The sequence below is a fragment of the Kitasatospora sp. NPDC048545 genome, assembly GCF_040651155.1.
GTDB lineage: Bacteria > Actinomycetota > Actinomycetes > Streptomycetales > Streptomycetaceae > Kitasatospora.
This window is the reverse complement of record NZ_JBEZIQ010000002.1, coordinates 220176-237045: the sequence shown is the minus strand read 5'-3', so window position 1 is coordinate 237045 and position 16870 is coordinate 220176. Positions and strand designations below refer to the sequence as shown.

General features: G+C 73.0%; 16 protein-coding genes and 1 riboswitch. Of the genes, 10 read left to right on the top strand and 6 right to left on the bottom strand.

Annotation, left to right across the window (positions count from 1 at the left end):
* Positions 1-65: 65 nt before the first annotated feature.
* The 4 genes from AB0D10_RS03120 (at position 66) to AB0D10_RS03105 (ending at position 2959) form a co-directional block, all read left to right on the top strand.
* Positions 66-653, top strand: a complete 588-nt coding sequence (locus tag AB0D10_RS03120) for a DUF4865 family protein (protein WP_360250285.1) — start codon at positions 66-68, stop codon at positions 651-653.
* 17 nt (positions 654-670) lie between these two features.
* Positions 671-1147: a carboxymuconolactone decarboxylase family protein gene (locus tag AB0D10_RS03115; RefSeq protein WP_360250282.1), complete on the top strand. Its 477-nt coding sequence runs from the start codon at positions 671-673 to the stop codon at positions 1145-1147.
* Entirely contained in the window at positions 1144-2100 is a 957-nt protein-coding gene (locus AB0D10_RS03110; RefSeq protein WP_360250279.1) for a phosphotriesterase, read from the top strand. Before AB0D10_RS03115 ends, AB0D10_RS03110 begins: the two co-directional genes overlap by 4 nt.
* A 184-nt stretch (positions 2101-2284) precedes the next feature.
* Positions 2285-2959: a Pr6Pr family membrane protein gene (locus tag AB0D10_RS03105; RefSeq protein ID WP_360250276.1), complete on the top strand. Its 675-nt coding sequence runs from the start codon at positions 2285-2287 to the stop codon at positions 2957-2959.
* A gap of 114 nt (positions 2960-3073) precedes the next feature.
* On the opposite strand, the gene AB0D10_RS03100 is transcribed toward AB0D10_RS03105, so the two are convergent.
* Positions 3074-3838 carry an SDR family oxidoreductase gene (locus AB0D10_RS03100; RefSeq protein ID WP_360250273.1) on the bottom strand — a complete coding sequence of 255 codons (765 nt, stop codon included), beginning with the start codon at positions 3836-3838 and terminating at the stop codon, positions 3074-3076.
* A gap of 137 nt (positions 3839-3975) precedes the next feature.
* Between AB0D10_RS03100 and AB0D10_RS03095 the strand changes: the two genes are divergently transcribed.
* Together AB0D10_RS03095 and AB0D10_RS03090 are read left to right on the top strand one after the other, a co-directional pair.
* Positions 3976-4596: a TetR family transcriptional regulator gene (locus AB0D10_RS03095; RefSeq protein ID WP_360250270.1), complete on the top strand. Its 621-nt coding sequence runs from the start codon at positions 3976-3978 to the stop codon at positions 4594-4596.
* A gap of 331 nt (positions 4597-4927) precedes the next feature.
* Positions 4928-6070 carry an alpha/beta hydrolase-fold protein gene (locus AB0D10_RS03090; protein WP_360250267.1) on the top strand — a complete coding sequence of 381 codons (1143 nt, stop codon included), beginning with the start codon at positions 4928-4930 and terminating at the stop codon, positions 6068-6070.
* A 100-nt stretch (positions 6071-6170) separates the two neighbouring features.
* Here the strand turns inward: AB0D10_RS03090 and AB0D10_RS03085 are convergent, their stop codons facing one another.
* A complete protein-coding gene (locus tag AB0D10_RS03085; protein ID WP_360250264.1) occupies positions 6171-6500 on the bottom strand; it encodes a phenolic acid decarboxylase in 330 nt (109 codons plus the stop codon).
* A gap of 600 nt (positions 6501-7100) precedes the next feature.
* Positions 7101-7264: riboswitch (cyclic di-AMP (ydaO/yuaA leader) on the top strand.
* Positions 7265-7266: 2 nt separating this feature from the next.
* On the opposite strand from AB0D10_RS03085, the gene AB0D10_RS03080 reads away from it, so the two are divergent.
* A complete protein-coding gene (locus AB0D10_RS03080; protein WP_360250261.1) occupies positions 7267-8544 on the top strand; it encodes a glycoside hydrolase family 16 protein in 1278 nt (425 codons plus the stop codon).
* Between the two features lie 84 nt (positions 8545-8628).
* Here the strand turns inward: AB0D10_RS03080 and AB0D10_RS03075 are convergent, their stop codons facing one another.
* Positions 8629-9261, bottom strand: a complete 633-nt coding sequence (locus AB0D10_RS03075; RefSeq protein ID WP_360250258.1) for a hypothetical protein — start codon at positions 9259-9261, stop codon at positions 8629-8631.
* A gap of 227 nt (positions 9262-9488) precedes the next feature.
* The gene (locus tag AB0D10_RS03070) at positions 9489-10286 is read right to left on the bottom strand and encodes an IclR family transcriptional regulator (RefSeq protein ID WP_360250255.1); all 798 of its coding nucleotides are present in this window, start codon (positions 10284-10286) and stop codon (positions 9489-9491) included.
* 201 nt (positions 10287-10487) lie between these two features.
* Here AB0D10_RS03070 and aceB point away from each other — a divergent pair, with 201 nt between their 5' ends.
* Positions 10488-12170 (top strand): malate synthase A, encoded by a 1683-nt coding sequence (aceB, locus tag AB0D10_RS03065; protein ID WP_360250252.1) that lies wholly within the window; start codon positions 10488-10490, stop codon positions 12168-12170.
* A gap of 142 nt (positions 12171-12312) precedes the next feature.
* Positions 12313-12714 carry a gamma-glutamylcyclotransferase gene (locus AB0D10_RS03060; RefSeq protein WP_360250249.1) on the top strand — a complete coding sequence of 134 codons (402 nt, stop codon included), beginning with the start codon at positions 12313-12315 and terminating at the stop codon, positions 12712-12714.
* A gap of 120 nt (positions 12715-12834) precedes the next feature.
* On the opposite strand, the gene AB0D10_RS03055 is transcribed toward AB0D10_RS03060, so the two are convergent.
* Positions 12835-13872 (bottom strand): helix-turn-helix domain-containing protein, encoded by a 1038-nt coding sequence (locus tag AB0D10_RS03055; protein ID WP_360250246.1) that lies wholly within the window; start codon positions 13870-13872, stop codon positions 12835-12837.
* 55 nt (positions 13873-13927) lie between these two features.
* On the opposite strand from AB0D10_RS03055, the gene AB0D10_RS03050 reads away from it, so the two are divergent.
* The gene (locus AB0D10_RS03050) at positions 13928-15190 is read left to right on the top strand and encodes an MFS transporter (protein WP_360250243.1); all 1263 of its coding nucleotides are present in this window, start codon (positions 13928-13930) and stop codon (positions 15188-15190) included.
* A 260-nt stretch (positions 15191-15450) separates the two neighbouring features.
* Here AB0D10_RS03050 and AB0D10_RS03045 read toward each other — a convergent pair whose 3' ends face one another.
* Entirely contained in the window at positions 15451-16836 is a 1386-nt protein-coding gene (locus AB0D10_RS03045; protein ID WP_360250240.1) for an 8-oxoguanine deaminase, read from the bottom strand.
* Between the last annotated feature and the right edge of the window lie 34 nt (positions 16837-16870).

The window sequence follows — 16870 nt, the reverse complement described above, 5'->3', positions numbered from 1 at the left end:
CCGGCACAGCCCGACGCCGCCCGACACAGCCCGGCACAGTCCCACCGATCCCGAGGAGCCCCGCCGTGCACGCCATGCAGTACGAGATCACCCTCCCCGTCGACTACGACATGGGCATCATCCGCAAGCGCGTCGCCGACAAGGGCCACCTGCTCGACGCCCACCTGGGCCTCGGCCTCAAGGCGTACCTGATCAGGGAGCGCGGCCACCAGAGTTCGCCGGTCAACCAGTACGCGCCGTTCTACCTCTGGCGCACCGCCGAGGGCATGAACGGCTTCCTCTGGGGTCCGGGCTTCCGGAGCCTGAGCGCCGACTTCGGCCGTCCCGTCGTCCGCCACTGGCTCGGAGCGGGCCTCGTCGGCGGCACCGTGACCGGAACGGCGGGGACCGCCCCGACCACCGCCACCCGCCACACCGTACGGCTGCCGGAGACCGCCGATCCGGCCGAGGCCGTCGAGCGGGCGCTCGCCGAACTCCCCGTGCACCCGGCCCTGCACACCGCCGCCGTGGCCGTCGATCCGAGCCGGTGGGAACTGCTCACCGTCGCCCTCTGGCACGGCCAGGCACCGGAGGAGACGACCGGCACCCGCTACCGGGTGCTCCACCTCTCCCGCCCCGAACTCGACCGGCTGCCGGCCGGCCGCCACTGGTGAAAGGACCAGCTGTCCCGATGACCTCCGCCCCGCCGCCCGACCTCACCCCGGCCCCGTTCGACCGCGAAGCCGGGTACGCCCTGCTCGCCGACCTCGCCGGCCCGGCCGCCGCGACCGCCCTCGGCGGCCTGGACGCCCTCGCCCCCGGGTTCCCGGACTGGATCGTCACCAGCCTCTTCGGCGGCACCTACCAGCGCCCCGGCCTCGCCCTGCGCGACCGCCAGATCGCCAACCTGGCCGCCCTCACCGCCCTCGGCGGCGTGGAACCGCAGCTCGCCGACCACGTCCGCTACAGCCTGCGGATCGGCATGACCAGGGAGGAGATCACCGAGGTCATGGTGCACCTCGCCCCGTACGTCGGCGTCCCCAAGGCCCTGGCCGGTCTGCGCGTCGCGACCGCCACCATCGCCGATGCCACCGCCGCGACCGATGCCACCGCCGCGACCGAAGCCACCGCAGCCACCGCCACCGGCGTCACCGAGGAGCAGGCATGAGCCGCACCGTCCGCACCGTCCTCGGCGACCTCGACCCCGCCGAGCTGGGCGTCACCGACTCCCACGACCACCTCTTCATCCGCAGCCCGCTGCTCCCCGGACAGGAGCTGGACGACCCGGCCGCCGCCGAGGACGTCCTGCGCGCCTACGCGGCCGCGGGCGGCAGCGCTCTCGTCCAGTGGACCCCGTTCGGGATGGGCCGGGGCGCGGACTCCCTGGCCGCCCTCTCCCGCGCGACCGGCGTCCACGTCGTCGCCGCCACCGGCACGCACCAGGCGGTGCACTACGGACCGGGCACCGATCCCGCCCCCGACGACCTCGCCGAACGCTTCGTCACCGAGCTCACCACGGGTCTGCCGGGAACGGCGCACCTGCCGGCTGCCACGGACCTGCCGGGTGCCCACGGCACACCCCGGGCCGTACGGGCCGGGCTGATCAAGGTCGCGGACGACGCGGGCCGCACCACCCCGCACACCCGCCGGACGATGGCCGCGGCCGCCGAGGCGCACCACGCCACCGGTGCTCCGATCGCGGTCCACCTCGAACCCGACGGCGATCCGTACGAGGTCCTGGGCCGGCTCAGCGGCCGCAACGGCGTCCGGCCGGACCGGATCATCCTCGGGCATCTCACCCGCTTCCCCGACCGCTCCGTGTACCGCGGCCTCGCCGCCGAGGGCGTCCGCCTCGCGCTGGACAGCCCCTCCCGGGCCGGTCACCCGGCCGACCTCCAGGCCTTCGAGGTCATCGCCGACCTGGTCGAAGCGGGCCATGCCACCCAGGTGCTTCTGGGCGCCGACACCACCACCCGCACCGCCCGGCAGGCCGGCGGCCCGACCCGGCTGCTCACCGACCTCGCCCCGCGACTGGCCCGGGCCTTCGGCCCCGAGCTGCCCGAACTCCTCCTCACCACCAACCCGGCGGCCGCCTTCGCCGCGGACTGGCGCTCCCCGTGAGCCCCGAAGGTCCGGCCTCCGCGCGGGCCGCGTCCACCCGAACCGCCACCGCCCGAAGCGCCCCGGCCCGAAGCGCCACCGCCCGAACCGATCCCGCTCCTGTGGCCGACTGCTCCCACCCGGGTTTGAATCCGAGTAGCCCTCCTGCCGGATGAGGGGCTCCCCCAGAGAGGCGGACCCGTCGATGCCCGCACCCCCGGCCCACCCGTGGCTCGCCCCCGCCCGGCTCGCGGTCGCGGCCTTCGTCGCCGTCGCCCTCTGCTTCTCCGGTTACCGCGCGGCGAGCGGCCCCACCGGGGTGGTGAACTACTTCAGCTACTTCACCGTCCTCAGCGACCTCGCCGGTGTCGCGGTCCTGGGTTACGGCGGCTGGGCGGGCCTGACCGGCCGCCGCCCGGTGCCGGACGAGGTGCGCGGGGCGGTCGTGCTCTACCTGGTGATCACCGGGCTGTTCTACGGCACGTACCTCGCGAGCTACCCGGACCAGCTGGTGATCCCGTGGGTGGACGACGTCGTGCACCGCGTGATGCCGCTCCTGGTGCTCGCCGACTGGCTGGTCGACCCGCCCGCCCGGCGCGTGCGCCCGGCCGTGGTGCTCGGCTGGCTGGCCTTCCCGCTGCTGTACCTGGTGTACGCGCTGCTGCGCGGCCACGCCGTCGACTGGTACCCGTACACCTTCCTCGACCCCGGGCGGCACGGCGGCTACCGCCGGGTGGCCGGGGCCGGCTTCCTGATGACGGTGACCGTCGTCCTGGTGGGGGCGGCCGTCGCCGCGGTGGGCAACGCCCTCGCCACCCGTCGGGACGTGCGCAGCGGTGCGGTCCCGAGGGGGCGCCACGCCCGGGCCGGAACGGGCTGACAGCCGACGGCGGCCCTGCGGCGCCTCCTACGGTGGGGCCATGCCGACGCTCCGAACCCTGACGTCCGCCCAGGGGACGGCACGGGCCCCGGCGTTCCGGGCCGCGACGGGCGGTCACATGTGGGTGCCGCCGTCGATGCGCAGCTCGGTGCCGGTGACGAAGGCGCCGTCGTCGGAGGCGAGCATGGCGATCACGCCGGCCACCGTCTCCGGGCCCGCGAAGCCCTGGCCGAGGGCGGGGGAGAGCTTGGCGAGCAGGCCGAGGTCGGCGTCGGCGGGGAGGCCGGGATCGTTGGTCATGCCGCTGTCGATGCTGCCCGGCGCCACGCAGACCGCGCGCAGGCCCTGCCGGGAGTACTCCGACGCGATGGCGTGGGTGAAGGACTGGATGCCGCCCTTGGTCGCGGCGTACGCGGCCATGTAGGGGTGGGCGAAGCTCGCGGAGGTGGAGCTGAAGTTGACGACCACGCCGTTGCCGCCGGCGAGCAGCGCGGGGAGCGCCTCGCGGGTCATCAGGAAGGTGCCGGTCAGGTTCACCGCGAGGAGCTTGTTCCAGAACCCCAGGGTGGTTCCGTGGGTGTGCGAGGACCGCAGGATGCCGGCCGCGTTGACCAGGACGTCGAGTCCGCCCAGGTCGGCGATCGCACCGGCGACGCCCGCGACGACGGCGGCCTCGTCGGAGATGTCCAGGACCCGGACCGTCAGGCGCTCCGCGGTGCCGTCGGCGGTTGCGCGGTCGAGGGTCTCCTTCAGGCCGTCCTCGTTGACGTCGACGGCGACGACCTTCCCGCCCTCGGCGAGGATCCGGTGCACGGTGGCCCGGCCGATGCCCGAGCCGCCGCCGGTGATCAGGACGTTCCGCCCGCTGAAGCGCTCCATGGTGGTACTCCGTTCGTTCGTGGTCTCTCGACCTCAGGAGGCACGGTACGCCCATGTGGCACATTGTGCCAATAAGTCTTGACGTGCCACTCATGCGCAGCGTGCCACTGTGGCACCACCCCGCGTAGGCTGACCCCGTGACCGGACGTCCGACCCTGAACCAGCGCCGCCGTGACGCCACCCGGCTGGAGATCGCCCGCACCGCCGCCGCGCTCTTCGCCGAGAAGGGCGCGGAGGCCACCACCGCCGAGGAGATCGCCCTCGCCGCGGGCATCTCGCTGCGGACCTTCTACCGGTACTTCTCCGTCAAGGAGGACGCCGTCGCCCCGCTGCTCGCGGCGGGCGGGAGGCAGTGGGTCGAGCGGCTCGCCGACAGTCCGGCCGACCTGCCGCTGCGCGAGGCGCTGGAGAGCGCGGCGGTCGCGTCGCTGACGCCGGCCGACGAGGCGGGGGCCGAGATGATGCGGTGGACCCGCAGCCTGTTGCGCGACCCGCAGCTGGAAGGAACCTGGCAGCGTGTCCACGCCGACTCGGAGGTGCGGCTGCGCGCCGTCCTCGCCGAGCGCTGCCCCGCGGGCGCGGATCCGCTGGAGATCCGGCTGGCCGCCGCCGCCGCGACCGCGGCGATCCGGGTCGCCCTGGAGCAGTGGGCCGCCTCCGGCGCCCCCGCCACCGGCCCGGACTCCCCGCGCGACCTGGGCGCCCGCTGCATGCGTGAACTCACGGCGGGGCTACGGCTCTGGGAGCGTCTGTCCTGAGTCCGGCGGGTGGCGGTCGACGGTCGGCGGCTCGTCCGCCCTCGGGTCGCCGGTGGGTGGCGACGGGTCGTGGGGCGGAGGAGCTCGGGGCGCGTGCTTCAGTCGACGGATGACAGATGACAGATGTCGAAATCTGTCATCTGAAATCTGTCGGTTGAACTCTGTCACCCGAAACCGGACATCCGCTCCCCGTGACCTCCCAGCTGTCATCAGCGGGCTCCCAGCTGGCGTTAGGGTTGATCTTCGCGCCCCGGTGGGGGGAACCGGGGTCGACTCCTCGGATGTCCCCAGCGGAGGGGGCCGGAGTTCGAGGCGTGGGAGCAAGTAGGACATGGGTCTGACGAGCCACAAGGTGCTGGCGCTGACCGTATTGATCGCCGTCGTGGTGATGGGGGGCACGGTCTGGCTCTGGCCGAGACTGGCGGGGAGGACCTGGCAGGCGGTGCTCGGCCGGATCGGCGCGCTGTTCGCCACCCAGCTCGCCGTCCTCGCGGCGCTCGGTCTGGTGGCGAACAGCTACTTCGCCTTCTACAGCAGTTGGGACGACCTGCTGGGCACCGGGGACACCGGCCCGGTGGTGATCCACAACAAGGCGGACGCCTCCGGACGGCTCCTGGTGGAGACGATCGGCCACGCCTCGGTCAAGGGTGGCGGCGCGATGGGCCGCGAGCCCGGTCAGTCGGGCGAGATCCGCAAGGTCCGGATCGACGGCGCGGTCAGCCGGCTCTCCACCGAGGGCTACGTCTACCTGCCCCCGCAGTACTTCCAGCCGGAGTACGCGCAGAAGCAGTTCCCCGCCGTGATCGTCAGCACCGGCTTCCCCGGGATCGCCGAGAACCTGATCACCCGGTTCAACTACCCGGGTGCGGCGCTCAAGCTGCTGCAGGAGGGCCGGATGCAGCCGACCGTCATGGTCCTGGTGCGCCCCTCGCCCGCTCTGCCGCAGGACACCGAGTGCGAGGACATCCCGAACGGACCGCAGTCCGACACGTACTTCACCAAGGACGTGCCCTCGGCGATCCAGGCCAGCTTCCGGGTCTCCTCCGACCCGCAGGCCTGGGCCTTCATGGGCAACTCGACCGGCGGCTACTGCGCGCTCAAGCTGGCCATGCGCCACCCGGACGTCTTCCCGACGGCCGTCGCACTCTCCGCCTACTACGACGCCGCCGACGACCCGACCACCGGTGACCTGTTCGGCGGCAGCAAGCAGCGCCGCGACGAGGCCAACCTGATGTGGCGGCTGAAGAACCTGCCGCAGCCGAACGTGTCCGTGCTGCTGGCCGGCACCAAGCGGGGCGACGGCGACTACCGGCGGGAGACCGAGGCCTTCGTGGAGTCGGTGCGGAGCCCGATGAAGGTCTCCTACAGCATGCTCGAGAACGGCGGCCACAACTTCGAGACCTGGAGCGCGCTGCTGCCGTCCTCGCTGGAGTGGCTGTCCCAGCACCTCAGGGTGCCGAACCCGACCGCCTGACGGCCGGACGACCGAACGGCCGAACGGCCGAACCACCGAACCACCGAACCCCCGGAGCCACGGCTCCGGGGGTTCGGTCGTCACGCGGTCGTCGCGCGGCTCAGGCCACCCGCTCCAGCGTCCCGGTGTGCAACTGCCCGACTCGGCCGCCCTCGCCCTCGAAGGTCCAGAAGGCCCGCACCGTCAGCTTGTTGAGGTCCATCACGTGGCTGACGGTGATCCCGCTCTGCTCCGTCCAGCTGACGAAGTAGATCTCCGGCGCGACCTCGGCGACGTGCAGCCGCACGTCCTCCCACTGGCCCGCGGACTCGCCGAGACCCTCCCAGCGCAGCCGCGTGCCGTCGGCCGAGTAGGTGTTGCGGAAGGCCGCGCCGTTGTCGGCCCGGAAGACGTAGGTACGGCCGGCGAAGGCGGGCGGGGACGCGGTCATGGTGGGGCGGCTCCTCGTTTCGTGGTGGAGGCGGTCTTGTGCACGGCGGAAAATCTCGGAGTTCCAATTTATCCGACCGGGTGCACTCGGTCAGATCTTTGCCATGGTCGGGATCACCGACGCGCCGCCGGCCGGGGCCCGGGGCTCGGGGCCCGAGGCTCGGGGTCCGGGGCTCGGAGCCAGCGGCCGGGACGGGCCGGACCGCACCGGCCGCCCGGAGCTCACCCGGGCACCGGACTCCGGACACCACACCCGGGTCGGCGCCCGCTCGCCCGACCGGCCCCGTCCGAGCCGCCCCGTCCGAGCCGCCCCGTCCGAGCCGCCCCGTCCGAGCCGCACTGTCCGAGCCGCACTGTCCGAGCCGCCCCGCTCCCGGCATCGGGCCGGGTGCCCCGCAGGTCATCCTGCGGATCATCCCGCCGGGCAGGAATATTGATCAACTCGGCCGCCACGCAGCGTCGTTGATCGACACCGCTGTGACCTGCGCGACAACCGACCCGGGGGAGTTGTCCGTTCACGTACGGCCTGCCTAGCCTGCAACGGTCGTCCGCCGTCGCGGACCCCGCCGCCGGGACGCCGAGTCCCGTCCACCCGCCGGCGGGTCACCGAGCACCACAGCGGACGGGAGCGGGGGAACCAAGGTCGGCGCCCGACCCGTGCGCTCGCGCACACGGGTCGAGGCTAGGGGTGAAGCCGCGCCACAGGCGGCCGGGCAACTGCAGCCCGAACCCGACAGCTCACCTCGCAGGCGTCGCAGAGGTCGCCCATGCCCCAGCCTGCCGCCCGGCGCAGCGCGCCGCGCCACGCCCGTCCCTCCCGTCGCGGTCGCAACGCCGCCTTCGCCGCCACCGGGGCGCTCGCGATCAGCGGCGCCGGCCTGCTCGGACTGCCGTCCGTCGCCGGTGCCCAGGCCGCCACCGCGCCGACCGTCACCCAGGACCGCCTCGCCCCCGCCGCCATGGTCGCGGGCAAGGCCTCCACCGCCTCGCTGAGCCTGCACTCCTCGGCCTGTTTCACCGCGAAAACGGTGGGGGTGGGCGTACGCGACGCGAGCGGCACCAACCTGGACTTCCCCGGCAACGCCTCCAACGTGCAGATCTGCCCGAGCGGCGTGAACTTCACCAGCGCCGCCCGCACCCTGCCCGCCGGCACGTACAGCCAGTTCGGCTTCTGGCAGGACGTGGCCGGTGCCTGGCACAACCTGCCCGCGCAGCAGCTGGTGGTCTCGGCCACCGGCACCACCGCGCCGACCCCGGCGCCGACGGCCACCCCGAAGCCGACGGCCACCCCCACCCCGAGCGCCACCGCCACCCCGTCCACCTCGGCACCGTCGTCCCCGGCACCGTCGTCCCCGGTCGCCGGCAAGTCGCTGACCTGGTCCGACGAGTTCAACGGCTCGATCTCCTGGGGCCAGCGCTGGGTCGGCGACAAGAGCACCGCCTACAAGTACGGGAACCACAACCCGGACGACAACAAGCTGGACTGGCTGAACAAGAACAACGTCAGCGTCGCCAACGGGGTCGCCACCTTCACCGCCACCCCCGGCGGCCCGGCCCTGGAGAACGGCAAGCAGTCCTGGAACACCGGCTTCCTGACCACCGAGGGCTCCAGCGAGGGCTTCCAGGTCAAGACCGGCGACTACGCCGAGACCCGGGTCAAGCTGCCCGCCGGCACCGGCGCCTGGCCGGCCCTGTGGACCTGGAAGAACGGCAACGGGGAGGTCGACTCCTTCGAGTACCACCCCGACAACCCGAACCTGCTGGAGCTGACCAACCACGTCAACCCCGGCAACGGCAAGTACTACACCGACGCGAGCGCGATCGCGAAGGACCAGTGGGTCACCATTGGTACCTACTACGGCGCCAACTCGGTGGACTGGTACGTCAACGGCGTCAAGGTCTTCTCGGACGGCAAGGGCGTCGGCGCCAACTGGTCGGCGTACCTGATCCTCAACCTCTCCCTGAGCGCGGGGCAGTACCACCCCGCGCCGCAGGGCACCGCCCCGATCACCATGGCGGCGGACTACGTCCGCGTCTACCGCTGACGGGTAACCCGTAGGACCGTCCCACCGGGCGCCGGAGGCCGGCAGCCGCTCGCCGGCGCCCGGTGCCCGGTGGGACACCGCGGCTCAGGAGTCGCCGGACGTCTCGACGACCTTGATCTCGTACGGCTGCCGGTGGTTCTTCCCGAACGGGTCGTCCGCGCTGCGCACCGCGACCGACCCGCCCTCCAGGAGCCCGAGCGGCACAGCGGGGGAGAGCCGGACCGGGACGAGGGCCGTCGCGCTGCGCCCCTCCTTCAGGCCGGGACCGAACACGCAGCGGACCTGTCGGCCGAGCGCCACGACCTGGCAGTCCTCGGGGAAGTACGGGCCCTCCGCGGTCACCCCTTCCGGAAGGGTGACGGTGACCGTGAACGGGGACGCGGTGGTGTCCGGGCCGTAGTTGGCGACGAAGGCGTGGATCGTCGTCGTGCCACCGGGCACCGCCGGACCCGGGTCGAGCCGGACCACCTCCAGGTGGGAGTGGGACGGCGCGGCGACCACGGCCGGCAGGGTGGACGCCTCGGGCGCGCCCGGCGCCGGGACCAGGGCCGGCAGGGTGGACACCCCGGACGTGTCCGGCGCCGCGACGTCGACCGCGGGCCGCGGCTCCGGCCGCTGCTGCAGCGCCCAGGACGGGCCGGAGCCCAGGACGGCCACCGCGCAGCCCGCCGTCACCGCCGCGACCAGTCCGGCAGTGCCGGACCTCCGCTTCCTCACGCCGTTCCGTGCGCTGCCGCGCACTCCCCGGTGCTCCATGCCGCTCACCCTGCTCCCGTGCTCCGGCGGCCCGCGCCGTCGCGGGCCGCGTCCGCACCAGGGTGGCCGAGCCGCCGTCGGACGAGAGTGGCAACCCGCCCGTCGTGCGCCCGAACGGAGGACACCGGCGGCTGCGGGGATCCACGGTTGTCCGGATCGGCGTGTAATGCAGGCGGGTTGAGTGGGCGTCAGGGGGCGAGGACCTGCCCGAGCCGGGTCGCGATCTGCTGCATCACCGGGACCAGCGAGGCGGCTCCGGCCTGCTCCTCCAGGGCCCGGATGCGGGCCTCCGGGCCGGAGACCGAGAGCGCGGTGGGCGTCGGCGCGCCCGGGACGGCGAGTGCGATGCAGCGGACGCCGATCTCCTGCTCCTGGTCGTCGACCACGTAGCCGCGTTCGCGCGCCTCGGCGAGCTGGCGCAGCAGCTCCTGCGGGTCGGTGACCGTGTACTCGGTGTGCGCCGCCAGCGGGTTGGGGCCGAGGACGGCGCGGGCCTCCTCCTCGGGCAGCTGGGCGAGCAGGGCCTTGCCGACACCGGTGCAGTGCGGCTGCACCCGCCGGCCGACCTCGGTGAACATCCGCATCGAGCGGCGTGACTGCACCTGGCCGACGTAGACCACCTCGCCGCCCTCCAGCACCGCCAGGTTGGCGGTCTCGCCGGTGGCCTCCATGAGTTCGGCCAGGTAGGGGCGGGCCCAGCTGCCGAGGAGCCGGCCGGCGGTCTCGCCGAGGCGGATCAGCCGGGGGCCGAGGGTGTAGCGGCGGGCGGTGTCCTGGCGGACATAGCCCTGCTGGACGAGGGTACGAACCAGTCGGTGGATGGTCGGCATCGGGAGGCCGGAACTGGTGGAGAGTTCGCTGAGCGTGGCCACGCCGCCCGAGTCGGCCAGTGCCTCCAGGAGTTGGAAGGCGCGCTCGACGGACTGCACGCCGCCGCTCGCGCGGTCGGCGCCCGTCGTCGATGCTGTGTCGGGGGTCGCAACCACCGGCGTTCCCTTCGCTGTCGGGGAGGAGTAGAGTCCCGGCGACCTCATCAACAAACCGTTGAAATTCTGTATCGCGGAAACTAGTCTCCACCTTACAGAATCGAACTCGCCGACAGGTGGGTATCGATCGAGGAAGTTCCCGAGGGGGCTCCCACCGGAGTTCCCTTCGCCAGGCTCAACCGTCTTAGGAGTGTCCTGCTCATGGCTGCAGATCAGGGGTCCTCCCCCAGCCTCCGGCCGGGGGTACCGCCAACCGCCTCCTCTCCTACCGCTCCGGTCGTCACCGTCGCCGGTCCGCGCGTCCACCGTGCGGAGGAGGTGCTCACTCCGGAGGCGGTCGCCTTCGTCGTCGGCCTCCACCGGGCCTTCGAGGGGCGACGGCAGGAACTCCTGGCCAGGCGGAAGGCCCGCCGCGCCGAGATCGCGGCGGCTGGCACGCTGGACTTCCTCCCCGGGACCGCCGACGTCCGGGCCGGTGACTGGAAGGTCGCCGAGGCGCCCCGCGCCCTCCAGGACCGCCGGGTCGAGATCACCGGTCCCACCGACCGCAAGATGGTCATCAACGCCCTCAACTCCGGGGCGCGGATCTGGCTCGCCGACTTCGAGGACGCCACCTCCCCGACCTGGGACAACGTGGTCAGCGGCCAGATCAACCTGATCGACGCCTTCGAAGGCCGGATTCACTTCACCACGGCGGCCGGCAAGGGCTACACCCTCAAGCCCGCCGCCGAACTCGCCACCGTCGTGGTCCGACCGCGCGGCTGGCACCTGGACGAGAACCACCTGCTCGTCGACGGCACCCCGGTCGCCGGTGCCTTCCTCGACTTCGGCCTGTACTTCTTCCACAACGCCGCCCGGCTGCTCGCCAAGGGCGCCGAGGACCCCAACTCCGGGCCCTACTTCTACCTGCCGAAGACCGAGAGCCACCTCGAAGCCCGGCTCTGGAACGACGTTTTCACCCACGCCCAGGCCGAACTCGGCATCCCGTACGGCACCGTCCGGGCCACCGTCCTGATCGAGACCATCACCGCCGCCTTCGAGATGGACGAGATCCTCTACGAGCTGCGCGACCACGCGGCCGGCCTCAACGCCGGGCGCTGGGACTACCTGTTCTCGATCGTCAAGAACTTCCGCGACGCCGGCGCGCACTACATCCTGCCGGACCGCAACAGCGTCACCATGGCCTCGCCGTTCATGGCCGCCTACACCCGAATGCTGGTGCAGACCTGCCACAAGCGCGGCGCGCACGCGATCGGCGGCATGGCCGCGTTCATCCCCAGTCGCAAGGACCCCGAGGTCAACGCGGCCGCGCTGGAGAAGGTCAAGGCCGACAAGGACCGTGAGGCCGGCAACGGCTTCGACGGTTCCTGGGTCGCCCACCCCGACCTGGTGCCGGTCGCCCGGGCCTCCTTCGACGCGGTGCTCGGCGAGCGGACCGACCAGAAGGACGACCCCGGTCCGTCCGAGCCGGTCACCCCCGCCCAGCTGCTCGACATCGCCGGCGCCGGCGGCACCTGCACCCACGCGGGGCTGCACAACGCCGTCCAGGTCGGCATCCGCTACATCGAGGCGTGGCTGCGCGGAATGGGGGCGGTCGGCATCTTCAACATGATGGAGGACGCCGCCACCGCCGAGATCTCCCGCTCGCAGATCTGGCAGTGGATCCACAACGGGGTGGTGCTCGCCGACACCGGTGAGAAGGCCACCGCCGAGCTGGTCCGCACCCTGGTCGCCGCCGAACTGGCCGAACTCCTCGCCGAACTGGGTGAGGAGACCTACAGCACCGGCCGCTGGCGCGAGGCCGCCCGGCTCTTCGAACAGGTCGCCCTGGCCGAGGAGTTCGCGGACTTCCTGACCCTCCCCGCGCTGCCCCTGCTGGGCTGAGCCCAACCTGGTCCGCCGCCACCGCAGGCGCCTGCCAGGCTGTAGCACTCCGGCGGCCCGTTACTCCGTTCCGTACGGCGACGAATCCACCTGTCCTCTCGTTGCCGTACGGAACGGCCTTTTCCCCCTGAGGAGTTCACCCATGCCGCGCATCTTCTTCAACGGCCAGGCGATGGTCGGCGGCCCGTTCCACGCCAAGGTCGCCGACGCGCTGATCGGGCCCGTCCGGACCGCCCCCGGCTACCGCTTCTTCTCCATCGACCACAGCGGCGGCACGGACGTCTGCCCGGGGCTGCTGCCCGACCCGGCCGTCGACACCGCCATCGAGGGCGAGCTCTACGACATCAGCCTGGAGCGGTTGCGGGACGTCGTCCTGCCCGGTGAGCCGCGTGAGCTGGAGCTGGGCGTGATCAAGCTGGAGGACGGCTCCGCGTGCTTCTCCATGCTGCTCGCCCGGGGCGAGGTCGAGCGCGGCGTCCACCGCGAGATCACCCACCATGGTGGCTGGCGCGCCTACCTCGCGACGATCGGGCGCGAGGCCTGAGGCCCGAGGCCCGAGGCGCGGGGATCGCGCCGGCGGGCGAACAGGTGACGGCGAACGAATGACAGCTGACAACTTTCGTCATCTGTCATCTGTCATCTGTTCGCTGAAAGCCGTCAGCCGTCAGCCGTCAGCCGACGGCCGCGGTGCGACGGCGCCCGCCACCAGTCCGTCGCCCAGCGGGCTGCGCCCGTACAGCACCCGGCGGCCGTGCCGGTTGCGCTCCAGCAGCCCCGCCGCCGCGAGCGCGCCGAGGTGGCGGCTGACCCCGCCCGGGGTGACCCCGAGCCGCTGTGCCAGTTCCGTGGTGCTCGCCGGCGTCGCCAGCATCGTCAGCAGTCGCGCCCGCGGTGCCCCGATGAGTCCCTCCAGCGCCGCGTCCGCCCGCGGCGGCTGCTGGGTGCCCAGTCCTTCGGCCATGGTCGCCCTGCCGCGCGCCGGGTAGCAGACCAGCGGCGGCCCCGCCTGGGTGACGTCGGTCTGCGCGCCCAGCCCGAACAGGGTCGGGAGCAGCACCAGCCCCCGCCCGGCGACGTCCACCGTGGTGCCCACCGCCTTGACGGCCGGGTTCGGGTCGACGAGCCGCAGCACCCCGGCGTGCCAGGTCAGCCTGGCGTCGAGGTCCGCGAACAGCCCCTCCGCCCCCCGTTCGGAGAGCATCCGCCCGCGGTACGCGATGTCCGCCTCCAGTACCGATCGGGCGCGCGGCCACCAGGCGGGGGCGAGGCAGCGCGTCCAGTAGGCGTCCAGTGCCTCGGCCGCCCGGGCGGCCAGCGCCTCCGGGCGATCGATCAGCGCGGCCAGCACCGGTGGCAGCGGGCTCGGCTTCCCGCCGCCGCGGTACGCCTCCAGCACGTCGGCCCGCACCACCTCCGCGGGGGTGGCTGCCAGCCGCGCCACCTCGGCCGCGAAGTCCGGGCGGGGGCCGAGCGGGCGCGGCGTGAGGAAGTCCGGCACGAAGCCGACGGGCGCGATCATCGACTCCAGCAGCGCGGTGTCCAGCGTCTCGTAGCGGTCCTGCCAGCGGGCGATCCACGGCTGCTGCTCGGGGTAGCGGCCCGGCGAGCGGCGGGCGCGCACGCTCAACACCGCCTCCTGCAGGGCGGAGTAGCCGAACCAGGTGGCGGCGAGGTCGTCGACGCCCAGATGGAACTCGAACATTGACCGTAACGGTAAAGGAATTCCGCCGATCGCAAAACACCGGTGTCCTTCTGCCATGTCCTCCACCGCCGTGCGTCCGCCCAGTTCCGGACGCCTCCTCCGGCATGACCCGTTGGTCCGCAGGCTCGCCCTGATGGGCCTGGTGACCAATCTCGGCAACGGGCTGTTCGTGACGGTGAGCGTGCTGTTCCTCACCCGTTCGGTAGGCCTGACGCCGGGTCGGATCGCGCTCGGGCTCACGGCGGCCGGCGTCTGCGGGGTGTTCGCCGGGTTGCCGGTCGGGCGGCTCGCCGACCGGATCGGCAGCAAGCGGCTGCTGCTCGTGGTCGGGCCGCTGGAGGCGCTGACCGTCCTCGGGTACGCCTTCGTGCACTCCTTCGCGGCCTTCGTGGCCCTGGCCTGCGTGGCGACGGTGCTGGAGCGGGGCGCCGCGGCGGTGCGCAGCGCGTTGATCGCCCGGGTGCTCCCGGCGGGGAACCAGGTCCACTCGCGGGCGCTGCTGCGATCGGTGTCGAACGCCGGCCTGGTGGTCGGCTCCGGTGGCGCGGCCCTGGCCCTGCAGGCCGACAGCTACGCCGGGTACGTCGCCGTGATGGTCCTGGACGCGGTCAGCTTCCTCGGTGCCACGGCGCTCCTGGCCGGGCTTCCGGCGGTCGGACCGGCGGATCGTCAGGGCGTCGGCGCGGAAGGGGGGAAGGAGGGGCGGGGAGTTGCTCTGCGGGACCGCCGCTATATGCTCGTGGCCGCCCTGCACGCCGTCCTGGAGCTCCAACTCGCGGTGCTCACCGTGGGGATACCGCTGTGGATCGTGCTGGGGACGGACGCGCCCCCGGCCGTGGTCGCCGCCGTCAGCGTGGTCAACTGCCTGCTGGTGGTGGTGTTCCAGGTCCGGGCGAGCCGGGGCGTCGTGGACGTTCCGACGGCGGCGCGGGCCTGTCTGCGGGGCGCGCTGCTGCTGACCGGTGGCTGTCTGCTCTACGCGACCGCCCACTGGGGCCCGGCCGCGGTCGCCACGGTGGCGGTCCTCGTCGGCGCACTGGTCCACAGCCTGGGCGAGCTGCTCACCTCGGCCGGCGGCTGGACGCTGAGCCTGGACCTGGCCGACCCGCGGTCCCACGGTGAGTACCAGGGCGTTTTCATGAGCGGCCAGGCGGCGGCCCATGTGATCGGCCCGCTGGTGATCGGCCTGACGGTCGTCGACCACGGCGCCCTCGGCTGGGCGGTCCTCGGTGCCCTCTTCGCGGTCGCGGGCGCCGCACTCCCGGCGGCCGTCGCCGGTGCCGCCCGGCCGGCCGGCACCCGGGCCCTGCCGGGCTGATCCCGCCGGGCGGCCGGGCCTCGGAGCCTCGGAGCCTCGGAGCCTCGGAGTCTCGGAGCCTCGGAGCCGTCGAGGAACAGATCTTCGAGGGGCCCCTTCCCCACGGGGGTGGGAGCGGGCCCTTCGTCGGGCGTGCCACTGCCCCGGACCCTCGCCGTGGGTCCGGGGCGGCGGTCCGCGCACCCGCCTCGGCGTGCGCGGAGCCCGGGGGCGCACCGTCCCTGGGCGCCCCCGGAGTCTGTGATCCGCCTGAGTGGGGGTCAGGCCGGCCGGGACGCCAGCTCCCTGGCGGCGCGGGCGCAGTCGCGCGCGATCCGGTCCTCGTTGACGGTGGTGAGCCGGCCCTTCTCGACGACGGCGTTGCCGTTGACGAACAGCACCGCCAGCGGCGGCAGCGCGCCGAAGGTGAGCGCGGCGACCGGGTCGGCGATGGAGGAGTGCATGACGCCGTCGATCTTCCACAGGGCCAGGTCGGCGAGCTTGCCGGTCTCGATCGAGCCGATCTCGTCCTGCCGGCCGAGCACCCGGGCGCCGCCCATGGTGCCGAGGCGCAGCACCTGCCGTCCGGTGAGGGCGGTGGGGGAGCCGTGCAGCCGGTTGATCAGCAGGGCGTTGCGCAGTTCGGTGCCGAGTTCGCCGGACTCGTTGGAGGCGGTGCCGTCGACGCCGAGGCCGACCGGGACGCCGGCCCGGAGCATGTCGGGCACGCGGGCGATGCCGGCGGCGAGGCGGGCGTTGGAGGACGGGCAGTGGGCGACGCCGGTGCCGGTCTCGGCGAACTTGGCGATGTCGGAGTCGTTCATGTGGACGCAGTGCGCCATCCAGACGTCTTCGCCGAGCCAGCCGACCGACTCGAAGTAGTCGGTCGGGCCCATGCCGAACAGTTCCTTGCAGAACTGCTCCTCCTCGGCGGTCTCGGAGCCGTGGGTGTGCAGCCGGACGCCCTTGCGGCGGGCGAGTTCGGCGGACTGGCGGAGGAGGTCGGTGGAGACCGAGAAGGGCGAGCAGGGCGCGATGGCGACGTGCAGCATCGAGCCGAACGAGGAGTCGTGGTAGCGGTCGACGGCGGCCTCGGAGGCGGCCAGGATGTCGTCCAGCTCCTCGACGGCGTGGTCCGGCGGGAGGCCGCCGTCCTTCTTGCTGCGGTCCATGGAGCCGCGCAGCGCGGTGAACCGCAGGCCGAGTTCCCGGACGGCCTCGATGGAGGCGCCGAGGATGTCGCCGCCGTCCTTCGGGAAGACGTAGTGGTGGTCGGAGGCGGTGGTGCAGCCGGACTTGAGCAGCGCGGCGGCGGAGCCCTGACTGGCGGCGTGGACGAGCTTGTCGTCGATCCGGGCCCAGGTCGGGTAGAGGGCGACCAGCCAGTCGAACAGGATGTCGTCCTGGGCGAGGCCGCGGGTGATCCACTGGTAGAAGTGGTGGTGGGTGTTGACCAGGCCGGGGGTGACGAGGTGGCCCTCGCCGTTGATCCGGCGTACGACGTTGTCCAGCCACGCCGGTGCGGGGCCGTCGCCGACCGCCTCGATCGTGTTGCCGAGGATGACCACGTGGCCGCGGGCGTACTCGGTGTCGTTCGCGTCGACGGTGGCGATCGCGACGTTCTCGATCACGATCCGCTGGTCGGCGGGCGGGGGCTGGACTGGCATGGTGTCACTCCTAGGGGGGAGGGCCGGGAGGAGT

Excerpts from the sequence above, each read along its gene's own strand:
- AB0D10_RS03100 (WP_360250273.1), bottom strand. The coding sequence starts at position 3,838 with ATGGAGCGCTTCAGCGGGCGGAACGTCCTGATCACCGGCGGCGGCTCG.
- AB0D10_RS03055 (WP_360250246.1), bottom strand. The coding sequence starts at position 13,872 with ATGTTCGAGTTCCATCTGGGCGTCGACGACCTCGCCGCCACCTGGTTC.
- AB0D10_RS03085 (WP_360250264.1), bottom strand. The coding sequence starts at position 6,500 with ATGACCGCGTCCCCGCCCGCCTTCGCCGGCCGTACCTACGTCTTCCGG.
- AB0D10_RS03115 (WP_360250282.1), top strand. The coding sequence starts at position 671 with ATGACCTCCGCCCCGCCGCCCGACCTCACCCCGGCCCCGTTCGACCGC.
- AB0D10_RS03110 (WP_360250279.1), top strand. The coding sequence starts at position 1,144 with ATGAGCCGCACCGTCCGCACCGTCCTCGGCGACCTCGACCCCGCCGAG.
- AB0D10_RS03060 (WP_360250249.1), top strand. The coding sequence starts at position 12,313 with ATGCCGCGCATCTTCTTCAACGGCCAGGCGATGGTCGGCGGCCCGTTC.
- AB0D10_RS03045 (WP_360250240.1), bottom strand. The coding sequence starts at position 16,836 with ATGCCAGTCCAGCCCCCGCCCGCCGACCAGCGGATCGTGATCGAGAAC.
- AB0D10_RS03090 (WP_360250267.1), top strand. The coding sequence starts at position 4,928 with ATGGGTCTGACGAGCCACAAGGTGCTGGCGCTGACCGTATTGATCGCC.
- AB0D10_RS03080 (WP_360250261.1), top strand. The coding sequence starts at position 7,267 with ATGCCCCAGCCTGCCGCCCGGCGCAGCGCGCCGCGCCACGCCCGTCCC.
- AB0D10_RS03105 (WP_360250276.1), top strand. The coding sequence starts at position 2,285 with ATGCCCGCACCCCCGGCCCACCCGTGGCTCGCCCCCGCCCGGCTCGCG.
- aceB (WP_360250252.1), top strand. The coding sequence starts at position 10,488 with ATGGCTGCAGATCAGGGGTCCTCCCCCAGCCTCCGGCCGGGGGTACCG.
- AB0D10_RS03050 (WP_360250243.1), top strand. The coding sequence starts at position 13,928 with ATGTCCTCCACCGCCGTGCGTCCGCCCAGTTCCGGACGCCTCCTCCGG.